Consider the following 17,721-nt stretch of genomic DNA (forward strand, 5'->3'; position numbering starts at 1 on the left):
TCCTGTTCGATATCCAAAGATTACCTATAGTCGAGAGGATTTAACTTGATGTAAGTCAAAGTCAGTGACGAAATGATCGTATAGGTAAGACACGATGAAACCTAAGTCTTAAAGCGACTAAAAAATTCTTAACTAAAACTCACCCTTGATTTGATTATCGCCCCCGCTTACTGGTTAAATGAACAAAACAAGGAGCACAATTTGCAAACACCTCAGCTGCAGCATTTTTATATTTCCGAAGAGCAATCCATTTACTTGCTCAAGGCCAATGATGCCCGTAAGCACAAGGCGTGGATCCGTCTGTGTAAACAGCAACTGAGTAAACTCGGTTATGTCGAGATTGAATTAATCGGCAAAGGTGCCTACGGTTTTGTATTTGCGGGCATCAATCAAGCGGGCGATGCCCATGTTTTTAAGTTTTCACGGATAACGCTACCGCAACATGTTCAAGACCGGCTCGAAGAAGAAGCCTTTATGTTGTCATTGCTAAAGCACCCTAATGTGCCTGGCGCGATTAAATTTGAACGTGTTGGCAAACAGGGCATATTAGTGATGGAGCGTGCTAAGGGGGAGGATCTCGACCAACTATGCCGCAAAATGGGCGCACTACCTACCGCAATGATCATGAATATTGCCCGCCAGCTTGCCGATATTTTGTATTACCTGCGTACGGGTAAACCTTTAGTGCACGGCGATATAAAACCCTCGAATCTGGTTTACGATATTGAACAGCAGCATTTATCGTTAATCGATTGGGGCTCTGCTGTCTTTGCGCAGCGGGATGAGCATAACAACCCCGTTGAAGACAATGTAATGGCATTAATGTCGAGCGATCAACAGCATACTAATGCGCGCATGGGTGATGTGTACTTTATTGGCGAAGAGCAACTTAACGGTGCACTCTCCAGTCCACGTTTTGACGAGCAAGGTGTTGCCGCGACGCTGTATTCCCTTGCCTCAGGACAAGCTAGCCGTTTTGGCGCGCAGGTGATCTCGCCCACCAGTATTGGTTTACCCATAGAATTAGCCCGCACCTTAGAAGGCATGCTCAGTACAGATCCTGAGCAGCGTAATACCGCAGGTGATTACTTTTTAAAAAGCATGCGCCACAGCCACAGATTACATTTACCCACGCTACCCAAAGTGGAGTTATTGGCCGATATTCCGGTTTGGGTACAATCGCGCGATAAAGATGTTGAAACCGTCAGCTACAGTTCACGTAAATCCTTTTTGAGGGAGCATAACGGCCAAGATCCTATCGCGAAAATGGACGATATTCAGCTCGAGAAATATTACCGTAACTTCCTCGCGGGCATGGGCGATACCGAAAAAGGCTTTATCGCAGCGGTGGGCAGGTTAGCGCAGTATCCCATAGTGGGTGGGCTTGCAATCCATTGGCAAACAACTGGGGTATTTATCGACTCTAATCTTGCGATTTACGATGCAAATCAAAAAGGTGCGTTAATCATTGCTGTCAATAACATGGTGGATTTAGCGCGGGGAATTAAGCGTATCGGCGTGTTTAAGGCCTGTTTTTTTAACGCCAAAGACACGTTACACATCGAACGCGCCGATACCAGTGAGCCCTTTAGCGCCAGCGCTGATTTACAATTACCATTTGAAGTGGGCGACGTCCCCACTTTAGAAGACAAATCGCGCTTACACTCATACTTCGAAGACGGTAAAGATCCCGATGAAAACCTCGAACTGCCCCATGAAATCATGGAAGAATTAGCCCGTATTAACCAAATTCACCATACGGGTTGTATCATTTTTGAAGCGCTGCCCAATCACTTAAAAATCCACAGTTACTTAAAACTGCTTAACCCGCGTAAACAGGCGGCATTTCGCGCAAGTCTCGATCGTATCTTGCATCATGTGGGTAAAATTCAAGGCCACGGAGTATCGGGGTTTATGAAATTACCCTACAAAAATACCCGCCGCTTTACCCATCTAGAGCGTAAAGCCGAACACTTTTACCCACGAAATCCAAAAGAAATAGGCGCCTAGGGCGCCAATGTCTAAACCATCTTAAGATGCCGTATTCAGCAAATAGCTCAATATTATCACCTTAAATTGGCGATCCTGGCGGTAAGACTAATGGCTTAGGAATAAGCTTAAACTGAGCATCGGTTAATCCCGCCGCTAACCCCAGTTGCAGCCCATTATAATGCGCCGCAAGACTGACATTGGCACGGTTTGCTCTCGCCTTTAGTTGCTTAATCACAAATTGAATACGGTCGTAAATAACCGCCCTGACCTCAGGTGACGTATTCTTATCGTGTAGCGCAGCAAGGACTTCATCAACCACTACGGCATTAACTCGCATCCACACACCCTCAACCAGACCAAGCTTACCCTCTTGATATAAGGTCGCTGCAAATAATTTATCGAGTAAGGTAGTCACAGATAACTGCTCGTTATCCGCCATGGCTGCTTGGCCAACACGGTTCAAACGCTTAGGCGTCAATAGTAGACTAACGGTATAACGACTAAACACTTCTGCCATGCCTAAAGGATCGGTAACCGTTCCTAAACCAGAATCAAAGGATTCACGTGTAGCATGATAATTACCCGCCTTTGGCACTAAATTATCGAGCAAAGTTTGCGGTACCGTTAAACTCGCCGCATCTAAGGTTTTAAGCAAAGCATCTAATCCCGCAAGCTGCAACGGCGGTGCAATATAACTCCAGCGACTCCCCTCACCAATAGATTGGTAGTTATAGTCAGTCCCGCCAATAAACTTAGCAACCGCATCGATTTGATAGCGCGTGAGTAAATAAATCGGTGCAAAGGTATCAGCTAACTCGCCCAGTGGCTCATTAGGTAATAATGCGGCATTGGAGAACCCCGCTATCGCCTTTGTACGAATATTATCGAGTTTAGTCAGTTGGGTTATCGCATCATCACCACTGTCCCACAAACTGGCATAAGCTTGACTGGCATCCTTTTGCCGGGAGTCAGCTTCGCCGATATAACGTAAGCCCCGTTTCGCCACATCGGCTAACAACTCAGTTTGTAGTGTTTGTTGAGCGCGTGCATCGCCCGCATCGCTATAACCATAAGCGATAGCAAAATCATCCCAAAGGCCGACGCCAGTAGAGTAAGGTGCTGAAATATCAATATCGCCCCCCTTAAGCTGGATTTTAGGATGGGGATAATCCATCACAGAAGCATCTTGATTACTCGAAGCCGCAAAATTATGGTCAAGCCCCAAAGTATGACCAACCTCATGGGCTGCGAGTTGGCGAATGCGCGCGAGGGAAAGTGCTGTTGCCGCTTTATCGGCTGCGATTCTATCCTGCCAGCCAGCCGTTAACCCTTTGGCAATTAAGTAATCCTGACGTACACGTAAGCTGCCGAGCGTAACTTGGCCTTTGATGATTTCACCGGTACGCGGATCAGTTAACGCCACGCCATAGGACCAGCCCCGCGTTGCCCTATGCACCCATTGGATCATGTTGTAACGAATATCCTGTGGATCGGCATCTTTAGGTAATAATTCCACTTTGAAGCCGTTGATAAATCCTGCACGAGTAAAAGCACTCTCCCACCAGCGCGCACCATCGAGCAATGCCGAACGAATAGGTTCTGGCACACCAGAGTCAAGATAATAAATAATCGGTTTAACCACCTCACTTGGCGCAGGTCCAGGGTGCACCTTTTGTAAACGGTGGCGTAGGATAAAACGTTGCACTAAGGGTTGATCAAAAGGCGTGGCGTAATCGCGATACTCATCGGATAGATAGCCGCTCATAGGATGATATGCCCGAGCCTGATAACCCGCATCGGGAAGCTCAACAAAAGAATAGCGCATCCGCACGGACATCAACCTGCCATCGGGTGTTACCTGCGCCACTTGCTCCCCAGCAACATCGGCTTTAAAGGTGAGCTGAACATCTACGTCGGCATTTTTTGCAAAGGATTTAATCCCTGTTGGTAAGATGACCGAACGGCCCAAATCAAGCTGATAATCCCCCTGCCCAGTTTGTTGTAATACGGAGGATACACCGTGTAAATCGCTGAGCACCAGATCGTTAATCGCAACCAGTACAGATTGACCCTCAACGACCTTGCCTTGCCATAAAACAGAATCAGCAAAGGCTTCTGCAACGGCTCTTTGCTCTGCAGCATCAAGAGTATTAGCGCGATATTGGCTATTTAGTTGCTTGAGAACAATATAGGGGCCTTGGCGCTCAAACTGCACCATACGAGTTTGCCCAAGTTGACCACGGTCAAGGCCAATATCGTTTGAACCCACACCTTGTGGCAGGCTAGTGACGAGTAAAAAGGGCTGATTTAAGCGATTAACCTCAAGATATAACTCTCCTTGAGACGGCTCGTAATAGAGATTAACAAACCCCTTAACTTCTTGGCTCTGCTGAATGATTTTAGCGCTAGGCGCAATAGCGGCCACAGTAACGGCGGGAAATCCTAACAACGCGATGGCTAAGGCTACACTTTGAGGTTTCATCTTTTCTCCTAATACGGCTAGCTGCGTTATTCATGAAGATCAATTGGAATAACGCGGGGCCATCACAGGCCCCGAGCAAAAAAATTAACGATTCTGATGCTGATTTTTATGTGTAATCCAGTGATTTAATGTTTCAAATAATTCATTGAGCACTATCGGCTTGGTTATATGAGCGTTCATCCCCGCAGCTAAACTCTTTTCCCTGTCGCCCGACATGGCATGGGCCGTCATGGCAATAATAGGCAGCTCATCGGTACTAAAACGCTCGCGCAGAGCTCTGGCCGCAGTAAGCCCATCCATCACTGGCATCTGGATATCCATCAATACAGCATCAAACGGACGTGAATCGACAATATCCAATGCAACTTGGCCATTACCAGCCAACACCACTTCATAACCGGCACTTTTGAGAAGCTCTGTCGCAACTTGCTGGTTAATAAAGTTATCCTCTACCAACAGCACTAATCCTGCGTACTCACCTTCTTCTGTCACGGTGACATCTGCTGGCGGCAGCAGATTCAATTTCGGCTCGTCAGTAAAAGCGGCGATGATTTCATCGAACAAGCTCGAGGCTTTAAAAGGTTTTTGCAGTACCGTAAACACCTTGGCATTATCCACTTGATCCTGCAAAAGTTCTGCCGCATAGGCCGTCATCATGATAATGACTGGCCGTTTCGCTAAAATGCCTTCTGCCAACATAGTATCAATGGCGCTAACCACATCACAGCCATCCATTTCGGGCATCATCCAATCGAGTAAGATTAAATCTATAGGCGCCTGCGACAGTTTATCCAAGGCTTCAGCGCCGCTAGTAGCGGTATCGACATCAAAATGTAAATCCCGCATCAAGGTTGAATAAATCTGTAATGCGGTCGGATTATCATCAACCACTAACGTACGTAAATTGTTCAGTTTTTCGGGTACAACGAAAGGCTCAACTGTCGCTTCTTCAGCAATTTCAAAACTGATGGTAAAGCTGAAGGTACTACCAACTCCAAGCTCACTCTGCACTTGCATTTTGCCGCCCATCATAGAAACCAGATGCTTACTGATAGACAAGCCTAAGCCCGTGCCACCGTATTTACGCGTCGTCGAACCATCGGCTTGGGCAAAAGCATCAAATAACTTTTCTTGCTGATCTTTGTCAATCCCAATCCCAGTATCACGTACCCAGAACTTGAGCGTAATACGATGGTCACGCTCACCCACATCTTCACACCCCAACTCAACCTCACCCGATTGCGTAAACTTTACCGCATTCGATAAAAGATTAATCAGGATTTGCCCTAAACGCAGAGGGTCACCTTTAAGGATTAACCCCGAGGTGACTGGCGCATAGAGCAGTAACTCCACACCTTGCTCCTGCGCTTTGAGCGCATTAAGATCCAGTGCATGATCAAGCACTTTATCTAGCGGGAATGGCACTAATTCAAGCTCTAACTTACCCGCTTCGATTTTAGAAAAATCGAGAATATCATTGATGATCCGCAGTAACGATTGTGCCGAAAAACCAGCTTTTTCAAGGTAATCCTTTTGCTGCGCCGTTAACGCAGTGCGCTGTGCCAACTGCAACATACCGATAATAGCGTTCATGGGCGTGCGGATTTCATGGCTCATATTCGCCAAGAATTCACTCTTATATAGGTTAGCTAATTCAGCGTCTTGCTTGGCTTCCAGTAGCGCTACTTCGTTGCTCTTATGGCGGGTAATATCCTTGTGAGTACCCAGCATACGCTTGGGCTGACCATCGCTGGTAAACTCCACCACTCGGCCACGACAAAGTACCCAATGGTAGCTACCGTTTTTTGCTAATAACCGAAACTCGATCTCGTAGGCATCAATAGGATTTTGCAAATACTCGCGCCGATATTCCTCCACTCGAATACGATCGTCAGGATGAGTTAGCTGATCAATTGCCGACAATAAGGCCGGAAACTCATTGGTTTGATAACCCAACATAGAATAGTAAGCAGGATTACAAATAATTTGTTCTGAGTCTAAATACCAATCCCACAGGCCATCTTCTACCGCATCCATGGCTAAGTGGTAACGCTCTTCCGATAATCGTAACTGCTCGGCTGCTTCATATTCACGGGTGACATCACGCCATACCGCAATCAGCCCTTGCAGCTCGCCACGGCGGTTATAGAAAGGTAGCTTTAGTGTGTCCAGTAACAACGGTTTACCAGCGAGCTCTATTTTTTCTTGGTAGCGCAGCGGCACACGATCTTTTAATACTTGTTTATCTTCGGCGCGGATACGTATACCCATTTCCGGTGAGGCTAAATCGTCTGACGACAAACCAATCATCTCGCTCTCGGTATAACCTAACATCCGCTCAGCAGCTTTGTTACAGCCTAAATAGTTGCCTTCTTTATCTTTAAAGACAATCGCCTCAGGAATGGCATCGAGTAAGGATCGCAACAGCGCATATTCGCGTTCACGCCGTTCCGTAGTATCTTTTAAGCGTTCAGTTCGACGTGCCACTAACTTATCGAGCCGCTTATTTTGCTCGGCTAAATGGTGGGTATACTGCTTGTTTTCCTCAAATATCCGACTCACTAACAAGAACCAAGGCTCCCAGCCACGAGTGATTTTCTCTGGAGGCTTACGTGGCTCTTGCGAACAACCTTCAAGGTGCGATAACAAGCGTGATGCTGGACTCACAAAGGAGCGACGAGTCTGCCAATGCACTATGGTGACTAACACAGATAGCGCGATCACCACCAAGATAAACGTCAACTGTAATTTCTCCCAAGAATCTTGGAATAAATCATCTTCATCCTGTAAATACAGTAAACGCCAAGGTGCGTTATGCAGGGCAACCGAGTGGATGTAATAGCCATTACGAATAATGCCGTCGTGGGCATCGAACAGTTCAGATTCTGGCAACGAATGCAGTTCAGACGGGATGCGCTGACTAATGTGATAAACCCGATTAATGTCGGAAATATCAAAATCGCTGTGGGATAAAATATTATTCTGTTGGTCGAGTAAAATCACTGTACCCGGCATCTTAAAGTAAACTCGAATTTGCCGCGCTAAGGAGGCCAACGTCATGTCTAAATTGATTGAACCGATAAAATCATCTTCTAAATAAATGGGCACACCTAGCGTAGTAAGCAAACCTTTGCCGGTGGAGTCAACATAGGCTTCGCTCCAAAAAACACTGCGTTGTGGGTTCATTGCTGGAGTGGCGTATTGGAACTGCTTCTTATTGAGGTATTCATCCCTGAAACGTATATTTTCATCAGACCAGGGGAAATAGGACATGATCCTACGTTTAGACAGATAATAAATTGCCGAGGCTTTTGGGGCGGCTTCCTTAGCGACAGGGAACGACAGCGACAGCTCAAATAACATCTCAAGTTCTTGATAAAACCCATCACTGCGGCCATCAAGGGAACCGGCACCCGTGATCCGTCCCATGTTAGTAAAAGGTTTACCGCTCTGAGCATAGCGGGGTTCTAGGGTAAAATATTGGCCACTTTCATTAAACTTACCGTATTGGGGTAAGCGTTCTTTACGCACGAGCTCACCTAAACGCAGATGATCCACCGCAACATCACGTAAGCTTTTTACTGCCCGAATACTCGATTCAAGTAACAAATCGATTTGCAGTACATGTCGCTGTACTTGTTCTTCACGCTGCTCCATTTGCTGGGCTTTCTGGCGGTCAAAAAACATCCACGCAGTCAACAAAGACATGACGATAACGCCAATGTAAGTATAAAAAACAGCACGGTTGTAATTTTTCTGGATCGGCGATTTTAGTTGGAGATCCGGCTCACTCGATTTCATCCACTACCCTTGATTGCAGCGCTTAATTTAAGCCATCGACGGCAAAAACTATCAGCACCTATAGTAGCAGGAAGGAACGGTCAATCACATAAAATAATTGCCCGATAAAGGCTACTCATACCACTGATAAGTCGATTAAAAATCTGTTACATAATAAACATCAGGCCTCAATATCTGAGGCCTGATTATTTACTCAAAACAAAACTCACCCGCGTTAGAGATGCTCTTCAGCATATTCGGCTAAGCGTGAACGTACCACACCGTTCAAATACACGTTGGCACTGCCTTCAAAGTCTTTAAAACGCTCAACAATATAAGTTAATCCAGAGGTGACAGCCGTTAAATAGTTAGAGTCAATTTGCGCTAAGTTACCGCAACATATCAGTTTTGTGCCCTCGCCCATTCGGGTGATCATGGTTTTAAGCTGCGAAGCGGTGAGGTTTTGACATTCATCCAGTAACACGATGGAGTTTTGGATTGAGCGCCCACGCATAAAGTTAATCGACTTAAACTGAATGTTCGCTTTTTCCATAATGTAATTCATGCTGCCCGTGGGATTGACATCATTCTTGTGCAGCACTTCAAGCGTATCAGTAATAGCGGCCAGCCACGGCATCATTTTCTCCTCTTCGGTGCCGGGTAAAAAACCGATAGATTCGGCAATTTCAGGAGTGTTACGGGTCACGATCACTTTATCGTAGCGATTACGCTCAACCACTAACTCAAGCGCCGCCGCCATGGCGAGCAAGGTTTTACCGCAACCGGCAGGACCAGTTAAGATCACCAGATCGATATCGGGATCCAGCAGCGCTTGCAATGCCATACCTTGGTAGACGTTTTTAGGCTTAATCCCCCATGCTTCAAGGTTGTTTATCCGCTCGCGGCCTAAATCTAAAATATGCAGATGAGTTGCAGTGCGTTCAATCACTCGCCCGCAAAAATCAGACTCGGTATCGATAAGGTATTGGTTAATATAAAACTGATCATTTTCAAGATCGGTAATTGGTACTTCATGTACCGTATGCCGCCCCTGACGCTCAGTAGAAACCTTATTCAAGTGCTCCCAAAAATTGCCCTCAAACTGGTAAAAACCTTTACTGAGGAAACGAATGTCATCAATCAGTTGATCGGTTCGATAATCTTCAACCAATTGAACACCGGCGCCTTTGGCTTTAAGGCGCATATTGATATCTTTAGTAACTAAAACAACAATACGAGGATGATGTAGGTTTTGCAGGTGTAAAACAGTATTGATAATGCGGTTGTCGTTACCGTCACCTGGCAAGGCGCCAAGGGTGAAGCTAACAAGATGGTCGGGGAAGATAGACAGCGAACCGATGGCATCGGCATGGCTTTCACGATTTGGTAAGGGAACCCCATTGATAATCTGCTCTGGGGTAGTTTCACCGCCAAGGGTGTCCTCCAATGCTCTGATAGCGACTCGAGCATCGCGGCTTACATCACTTTTTCTGTCTTTAATCTGGTCTAATTCTTCTAGCACTGTCATAGGAATGACGACATCGTGCTCTTTAAATGAATAGATCGCCAAAGGTTCATGTAGTAACACATTGGTATCCAGTACAAACAACTTTCTGTCGTTTTGTTCCATGGCGCCTCCAGAGTGCTTCAGTAAAGTTTAAACAAACTTTTGAATCTCAATAAAAGTAACACGGCTGCAATGACTGGCAAAACATAAGGTAAAAATAACAATAAGGTTCAAGTTGATAGCGGTTATCAGCGCCTAAAACCTTATATTGATATTGGCACCAAAGTGACTCAATAACAATATAACCACCTTTATTTGCCTGCAGCTCAAGGCAGTGTATCGCCGCAAATATGACGCTAGCATGACAATATCCTCAACTTGCACCACAACTTTGTCGCTTGTACAATTTGTAATCTATCACAGTGGAAATTAGGCTCTAACAAGTGATTGGGCGATTTAAATATCGTGAGTATTGGTATAACATACGCGCCCTTTGTTAGAGTCCGCCTAGAAATGAGAATTAAAGATGCCGTTCGCCTTAGGTCAACGTTGGATAAGTGATACCGAGTCAGAGCTTGGTTTAGGAACTGTGGTTCAAGTAGAAGGCCGTATGGTCACAGTATTATTCCCTGCCACCGGTGAGAACCGCATGTTCTCCCGCGCAGAAGCCCCTCTGACACGCGTTATATACAATCCCGGCGATTCGGTTGAAAGCCATGAAGGCTGGAGTCTTGTCGTCAGTGAATTGACTGAGAAAGACGGGATAGTGCTTTATCACGGTATTCACAGTGAAACTGGCGAAGAAGTGACTCTGCGTGAAACTCTGCTGAACCACAATATTCGTTTCAACAAACCTCAAGATCGTTTATTTGCCGGGCAAATTGATCGCCTCGACCGTTTTGGGGTGCGTTATCAATGCCAAATGCTGCGTCACAAATTGGCTTCATCAGACTTACTCGGCTTGCAAGGCCCACGTGTTGGGCTTATTCCGCACCAAATGTGGATTGCCCATGAAGTCGGTCGTCGTTATGCGCCACGCGTATTACTCGCCGATGAGGTGGGTCTAGGTAAAACCATTGAAGCAGGTCTGATTATTCATCAACAGCTGCTGACCGGCCGCGCTGAACGTATTCTGATTATCGTGCCTGATACCCTGCGCCATCAGTGGTTAGTGGAAATGTTGCGCCGCTTTAACCTGCGTTTTTCTGTGTTTGATGAAGACCGCTGCGTTGAAGCCTATGCTGATAATGACAATCCTTTCTACACCGAACAGTTAATTATTTGTTCACTGGAATTACTGCGTAAGAAAAAACGCCTCGACCAAGCCCTCGATGCCGATTGGGATCTATTAGTCGTTGACGAAGCGCACCACTTAGAATGGACAGAAGAAGCGCCCAGCCGCGCCTATCAAGTGGTTGAAGCACTAAGTGAAGTGATCCCTGGCGTTTTACTGCTAACCGCAACACCGGATCAACTTGGCCATGAGAGCCACTTTGCTCGTTTACGCCTGCTCGATCCAGATCGTTTCTACGATTACGATGCCTTCTTAACCGAAGAGGACAGCTATAAAGACGTGGCCATTGCTGCCGAAGCGCTAGCAGGTGACGCTAAATTATCCGATGCTGCTATCAATAGCTTGACCGAATTACTCGGCGAAAAAGATATCAGCCCAAGTATTCGTTTGATCCAAGCTGAGGGCATCGATAGCGAGGTTCAACAAGCCGCTCGCAGCGAATTACTACAACAATTACTCGACCGTCACGGCACTGGCCGCGTGTTGTACCGCAACAGCCGCGCCTCGGTAAAAGGTTTTCCGCAGCGTTTATTTAACGCTTATCCCCATGCTATGCCAGATCAATATCAAACTGCCGCACGCGTCAGTGGCATGATGGGCGGACATAAATCTTTAGAAGCGAAAGCGGCGCAAGCCCTGAGCCCTGAAAAGCTATATCAAGAATTCGAAGATAACAGCGCCAGTTGGTGGAAGTTCGATCCTCGCGTAGATTGGTTAATCGAGTTCTTAAAATCCCACCGCAGCAAAAAAGTACTGATCATTGCCAGCCAAGCAGAAACGGCGCTGAGCTTAGAAGAAGCCCTGCGTACCCGCGAAGGGATTCAAGCGACGGTATTCCACGAAGGCATGTCGATTATTGAGCGCGATAAAGCCGGTGCTTACTTTGCCCAAGAGGAAGGCGGCGCACAGGCGCTGATTTGCTCTGAAATTGGCTCAGAAGGACGCAACTTCCAGTTTGCCAGCCACTTAGTGCTGTTCGACCTGCCGCTAAACCCCGATCTATTAGAACAACGTATCGGTCGTTTAGATCGTATCGGCCAGAAAAATGATATCCAAATTCATTTGCCTTACCTTGAAGATACAGCCCAAGAACGTTTGATGCAGTGGTATCACCAAGGGCTTAATGCCTTCGAACGCACCTGTCCGAGTGGCCATGTGCTTTACCGTGAATTTGCCGAAGAGCTCTTAAATGTTCTGATAGGTAATGACAGTGACGAGCTAACAAACCTGCTCAATCATACTCAGAGTCGTTATAAAGAACTTAAACACGCAATGGAGCAAGGCCGCGACAAGCTGCTTGAAATCAACTCACACGGCGGCGACAAGGCACAGGCTATCGTCAACCGTCTTGTGCAGAACGATGATGACACCCATTTAATCGGTTCCGTTATCCGACTGTGGGATATTATTGGTGTCGATCAAGAAGATAATGGTGAAAACTCGATCATTTTGCGCCCGAGTGAGCACATGATGTTCCCGACGTATCCCGGCCTACCAGAAGATGGTATGACAGTGACATTTGATCGCGACACCGCTTTGTCCCGCGATGATATCGCGTTGATCACCCAAGAGCATCCATTGGTGCAAACAGGGCTCGACTTGATCACAGGTTCAGAAACGGGTACCACCAGCGTAGCCATTTTGAAGAATAAAGCACTGCCAGCAGGCACCTTGTTCTTAGAACTTATCTATATGGCTGATGCCTCTGCACCTAAATCGAGCCAGTTGTACCGTTATTTGCCACCGACCCCAATCCGCGTGTTGATGGATAAAAACGGTAACGACCTGTCGGCTAAGGTGGATTACGCCAGTTTTGATAAACAACTGAGCGCGGTCAATCGTCATATCGGCGGCAAGTTAGTCACCGCCTCTCAGCCTATTTTGCACCCACTGTTTGCTAAGGGTGAAGAATATGCACAAGTGGTTGTGGATGAAATGGTTGTTCAAGCGAGAGAGAAAATGACTCAACAACTGAGCGCTGAGCTCGACCGTTTAGAGTCACTCAAAGCCGTGAATCCTAATATCCGTGAAGAAGAATTAGAATACCTGCGCAACCAGATGCAAGAGCTTAATACTTATCTCGATGCCAGCCAGTTACAACTCGATGCTATCCGTATGGTGCTCGTCAGCCACATATAAACCCTAGCTGTAAGTTGCAATAATCTGCCCAGCCCCAGCGCTGGGCTTTTTTATGGTAGTCATCAGACTTTATAAGGAAAATTAACCCTAGAGGAAGCGTTCAGGTTATACTCAAAGATGGGTGAATTTATGAGACTACACAGGTGGTTATCAATTCTATGGTGCGTATCCTCTGCTTTATCTTTAGCTGTATTGTTGGCATCACGGTTCTGCCGTCCTTTAGTGCAGATACCACTACGCCTGCAGTTAATACTGTAGAAAAAGAGAATCCTCCTACACCTACACAAACGCCAAAAAAAACTAATTACAACTACTTACCCGCTAGCGAAATCAAACAAATTACTATCGATAATAAACAATACGATTTATTAGTTCGCCCGTGGGAAGGGAAAAAGAAACTCGGCGCGGCCATTATCCTGCCTGCCACCAACGGTACGGCAGATTCTCCAGGACTGATGGCTTTCGTGCGCCGTAATATTAACCCCGCGGGTTGGGCAAGCTTAGGTGTAACGCCGCCCACTGAGCCGCCAACTGCCAATTTTGCTACTGATGCCACCGAAGTCACCTCAGCTGGCGCGGCTCAGCTCAGCGCTCCTTCTAACAAAGCGAGTCTTAAAGTTAAGCCTGAAGATAACAATAAACATCAACAGGAGCAGGAAGATTTTCTCGTTAAAAGTATGTCGCAATTAGATGCCATTGGGGCAGACTATGCTGGGAAACGCATTTTGATCACCGCAGATCAAAGCGCTGGGTTACTGATTAGCCTATTAAGCCAAAAGAAAATTGCCAATCCTGATGTATTGATCGTCATCAATCCCTATCGTGAAGATGAACAACGTAATCAAGCACTACCCGAGTTATTAGCCAAACTTACAATGCCGATTTTAGATATTCAATCACCAGATGGACACCCTGCCTCATTAGAAACAGCTAACCATCGTAAAACATTGGCGGTGACGCTAGAAAGCCCCAATTATCGACAAACCACGTTAGCTCTTAATTTAGACAACGAAAGCGCTTGGCAAAACTGCCTTAATACGATTAAAGGCTTTGCCGCCCGCATGAGCGGCGCGCAGTAAATATCGGCGACATCAACAAAACGGTTTTACCAACCTGACTGGCGATCCTGATAAGGTTTTTGCGGATCTTTAAGCTGGCGCGTGGCCGCTATTTTACTATTTTTGCCTAACAACAACCGAATTTGGCTAATTGACTCTCGGCAAAGTAGGCTCCGAATAGAAGCCGTCCAACTGCGGTTAATACTGAGTTTAATGGCTGCGGCGGCGTCAGGAGAGGTCTGCATCAGTTGCATAGCCAATTGCTGCGCGCTCGCCATAGGTGTGTCGCTCACTTGTGTCACCAGTCCTAATGTTAGCGCTTCGTGGCTTTCGAGCACTTTAGCCGTAAGGCTCAATAGCATGGCTTGATCCTTAGGCATAATTTGCCGTAAGGCGACCAGCCCTGCCATATCGGGCACGAGCCCCCATTTCGCTTCCATGATAGATAGCTTGCTATCTGTACTTGCGATACGCACATCGGCACCTAAAGCGATTTGCATACCACCACCATAACAACACCCCTCAAGTACAGCGATAACCGGTACTGGTAGAGTTTGCCAACCTAAAGATACCCGCTGCGCCAAGTTCGCATTACCGGGCAAAAGTTTAAATAATAACTTAAGCGCTTGCATCGGTGCCGACATCACACTTTTCACATCCAGCCCTGAGCTAAAGTGGCCTCCCGCACCAGAAAGGATCACCGCACGCACCGTAGGATCAGCTTTGATACTTTTAATTGCGCTATCGAGCTCGCTAAACATGGCATAGTTAATCGCATTCATTTTTTCGGGACGATTTAACAACACATAGGCGATACCATCATCGACGTTAACTTGCACACTTTGGCTACTCATAAAATATTCCGTTACTGGTCAGTCCAGAATAAATGTTAACACGTTTGGAATAGTTCACTAAAAGATATAACATGAGCCAGTTTTTTGGCTTGAGTCAAAATTTTGTTAACTTAACAAATAGCTTAAAAGCAAATTATGCTAGGCTATCACCACCCAGTACGATCATCCGCCGATATTTTCTGCTGGGTAGGCTTATTAAACGGGTAAAGTCAGTTTGTCCACAACCCTAAAGATAATCAGGATTGACAGCACCAGCAGTCCATATTGATGGGTAATTGATACTATTAATGTATAAATCGATAAACGATGCAGTTGTATGCGTGAAATGGAAAAATAGGAATTTATCGTTTAGTTCATTAACGGCATTTTCTCATTGAATGCCTATGATCCTGTTAAACTTAACATTTAGCAGAATTTAATTTAGTGAACCGTTAAGCAATATGCCGCTAATAAAATAAAGTTAATCAATAATATCTATAAGTTATCTATAAAAAATATCAACCAGACTTGCCCGAAGAATACAATTCGTCAGTCAGACCCGAACAATAAGTGTTATCTTCAATAAATGGGCAACTAAGGATCACTAGTCAGCATGTCAATACCTGTACTCATCTGTGACGATTCCGCCATGGCACGCAAACAAATGGCCCGCACACTCCCTAAAGAATGGGATGTAGAAATCACCTATGCGGCCAATGGTGCCGAAGGCCTTGATGCCATTCGAGCCGGAAAAGGCGAAGTGGTATTTCTCGATCTCAACATGCCCGTGATGGACGGTTATGAAGTATTACAAATCGTGCAACAACAGGATCTGCCCGCATTAATTATTGTGGTCTCTGGTGACATTCAAATAAAAGCCCACGAGCGAGTGAAAGCCTTGGGGGCATTAGATTTTATCCAAAAACCCGTTAGTGCTGATGCCGTTAGCAATATTTTACAAGATTACGGTATCTTAACTCTGACACAAAAAGACATCGCCGACGAAGTCCCGATGATGAAAGTGGATTTACGCGACGCCTGCCAAGAAATCGCGAACGTCGCCATGGGGCGCGCTGCCGATCTGTTAGCTAAGTTACTCGACGTATTCGTATTATTACCCATCCCTAATGTTAACGTACTTGAAGTGAGTGAACTCACTATGGCGCTCAAGTCTACGGAAGAAAGTACAACCGTATCAGCGCTGTGCCAAGGGTTTATCGGTGCGGGAATTGCGGGTGAAGCACTGTTGTTATTCCATGACTCTAGCTTTAAAGACATGGCAAAACTGATGGGGCTGGCTAATCCTGAAGATCAGAATACCGAAATAGAAGTGTTGATTGATACCGGAAACGTACTGATCGGCGCCTTCCTCAGTGGTATTTCTGAACAGCTTGATATGAAATTCAGCCAAAATCACCCTATTGTGCTGGGTCGTCAATGCACGGTAAATGAGCTGATCCACGATAATTCCGAAAAATGGCATCGTACTTTAGCAATGGAGATTAATTACCGCATTGAAGATCATAATATTCAATGCGATTTGCTGCTGCTCTTTACCGAAGACTCCATTCCCACACTGAGCTATAAACTCGGCTATTTACTCGATTAATCAGTTGGATTTTACTTTATGTCATATGACCAAAGCGCAATGAACGAACTACACTGGCTTATTGATATGGTGCAAACCATAGAGGTAGGATTAGTGGTATTAGATCGCCATTACAATATCCAGCTGTGGAATGGTTTTATGGAGAATCACAGTGGTGTTTCCCCTAATTCGATCAAAGGTCAAAACCTATTTACACGCTTCCCTGATCTGCCAGAAACTTGGTTAAAGCAGAAAATGGAATCGGTTTTCATGCTTAAAAACCGTGCCTTTATCAGCTGGGAACAACGCCCATACGTTTTTAAATTTAAAAATTATCGCCCGATTACTGGCCGTGCCGATTTCATGTATCAAAATGTGACCTTGCTACCGCTAGCCTCTCTCACAGGGCAAATTACCCATATCAGCGTGATTATTTATGACGTCACTGACATCGCCATTAATAAGCTACAACTAAAAGCCGCTAACGAGCAGCTCCAGCGTCTAAGTCAAACCGATGGTCTCACTCAGTTATATAACCGCCGCCATTGGCAAGAATGTTTAGATCATGAATACGATTTACATGCCCGTTATTCAGATATCACCAGTTTAGTTTTGCTAGATATTGATAACTTCAAGCATATCAACGACAGCTATGGACATTTAGTTGGCGACAAAGTGATTCAGCATATTGCACACTTACTCAGCCAATCATTACGTGAGACCGACTGTGCTGGACGTTATGGTGGAGAAGAGTTCGCCGTCATATTACCCAAAACCAGCGGTACTGATGCTATAAAGTTTGCCGAGCGGCTCAGGGAGAAAATTGCCTCATCAGTCATCGTATATGAAAACCTTAAAATCACGATAACCGTCAGTTTAGGCGTGAGTGAAATAGGCCCTCATATTACCAGTAGCTCTAACTGGATCTCGTGCGCCGACAAAGCACTCTACGAAGCAAAGGAAAAGGGCCGAAACTGCAGTGTTTTATACACTTCAAACAAATAACCCATAAACATACCTAATAAAAATGCCCATCAATGATGGGCAT

The 17,721-nt window shown here is 45.8% G+C and carries 9 protein-coding genes; 5 read left to right on the forward strand and 4 right to left on the reverse strand.

The annotated features are described in order from the left end of the window. Positions 1-201 precede the first annotated feature (201 nt). Entirely contained in the window at positions 202-2,010 is a 1,809-nt protein-coding gene (locus L2717_RS10710; protein ID WP_220773054.1) for a protein kinase domain-containing protein, read from the forward strand. 61 nt (positions 2,011-2,071) lie between these two features. On the opposite strand, the gene L2717_RS10715 is transcribed toward L2717_RS10710, so the two are convergent. The 3 genes from L2717_RS10715 to L2717_RS10725 form a co-directional block, all read right to left on the reverse strand. Continuing rightward, entirely contained in the window at positions 2,072-4,474 is a 2,403-nt protein-coding gene (locus L2717_RS10715; RefSeq protein ID WP_220773055.1) for a zinc-dependent metalloprotease, read from the reverse strand. Between the two features lie 84 nt (positions 4,475-4,558). Next, complete coding sequence (locus tag L2717_RS10720) at positions 4,559-8,275, reverse strand: response regulator (RefSeq protein ID WP_220773056.1); 3,717 nt, start codon at positions 8,273-8,275, stop codon at positions 4,559-4,561. A 214-nt stretch (positions 8,276-8,489) separates the two neighbouring features. Further along, on the reverse strand, positions 8,490-9,884 hold the full coding sequence (locus L2717_RS10725) for a PhoH family protein (protein WP_220773057.1): 1,395 nt from the start codon (positions 9,882-9,884) through the stop codon (positions 8,490-8,492). A gap of 403 nt (positions 9,885-10,287) precedes the next feature. On the opposite strand from L2717_RS10725, the gene rapA reads away from it, so the two are divergent. Both rapA and L2717_RS10735 read left to right on the forward strand, forming a co-directional pair. Beyond that, positions 10,288-13,194, forward strand: a complete 2,907-nt coding sequence (gene rapA, locus L2717_RS10730; RefSeq protein WP_220773058.1) for an RNA polymerase-associated protein RapA — start codon at positions 10,288-10,290, stop codon at positions 13,192-13,194. 158 nt (positions 13,195-13,352) lie between these two features. Further along, entirely contained in the window at positions 13,353-14,273 is a 921-nt protein-coding gene (locus L2717_RS10735) for a DUF3530 family protein (protein WP_220773079.1), read from the forward strand. A 26-nt stretch (positions 14,274-14,299) separates the two neighbouring features. Here L2717_RS10735 and L2717_RS10740 read toward each other — a convergent pair whose 3' ends face one another. Beyond that, on the reverse strand, positions 14,300-15,106 hold the full coding sequence (locus L2717_RS10740) for a crotonase/enoyl-CoA hydratase family protein (RefSeq protein WP_220773059.1): 807 nt from the start codon (positions 15,104-15,106) through the stop codon (positions 14,300-14,302). A gap of 592 nt (positions 15,107-15,698) precedes the next feature. On the opposite strand from L2717_RS10740, the gene L2717_RS10745 reads away from it, so the two are divergent. Further along, on the forward strand, positions 15,699-16,694 hold the full coding sequence (locus L2717_RS10745) for a response regulator (RefSeq protein ID WP_220773060.1): 996 nt from the start codon (positions 15,699-15,701) through the stop codon (positions 16,692-16,694). A gap of 18 nt (positions 16,695-16,712) precedes the next feature. Further along, a complete protein-coding gene (locus L2717_RS10750) occupies positions 16,713-17,678 on the forward strand; it encodes a sensor domain-containing diguanylate cyclase (protein WP_220773061.1) in 966 nt (321 codons plus the stop codon). The last annotated feature ends 43 nt before the right edge of the window (positions 17,679-17,721 follow it).

The organism is Shewanella glacialipiscicola, assembly GCF_023283485.1.
GTDB lineage: Bacteria > Pseudomonadota > Gammaproteobacteria > Enterobacterales > Shewanellaceae > Shewanella > Shewanella glacialipiscicola.

Bases quoted from the DNA above. Each gene is read 5' to 3' on its own strand.
- L2717_RS10740 (WP_220773059.1), bottom strand. From the start codon at position 15,106: ATGAGTAGCCAAAGTGTGCAAGTTAACGTCGATGATGGTATCGCCTAT.
- L2717_RS10745 (WP_220773060.1), top strand. From the start codon at position 15,699: ATGTCAATACCTGTACTCATCTGTGACGATTCCGCCATGGCACGCAAA.
- rapA (WP_220773058.1), top strand. From the start codon at position 10,288: ATGCCGTTCGCCTTAGGTCAACGTTGGATAAGTGATACCGAGTCAGAG.
- L2717_RS10735 (WP_220773079.1), top strand. From the start codon at position 13,353: ATGGTGCGTATCCTCTGCTTTATCTTTAGCTGTATTGTTGGCATCACG.
- L2717_RS10715 (WP_220773055.1), bottom strand. From the start codon at position 4,474: ATGAAACCTCAAAGTGTAGCCTTAGCCATCGCGTTGTTAGGATTTCCC.
- L2717_RS10750 (WP_220773061.1), top strand. From the start codon at position 16,713: ATGTCATATGACCAAAGCGCAATGAACGAACTACACTGGCTTATTGAT.
- L2717_RS10720 (WP_220773056.1), bottom strand. From the start codon at position 8,275: ATGAAATCGAGTGAGCCGGATCTCCAACTAAAATCGCCGATCCAGAAA.
- L2717_RS10725 (WP_220773057.1), bottom strand. From the start codon at position 9,884: ATGGAACAAAACGACAGAAAGTTGTTTGTACTGGATACCAATGTGTTA.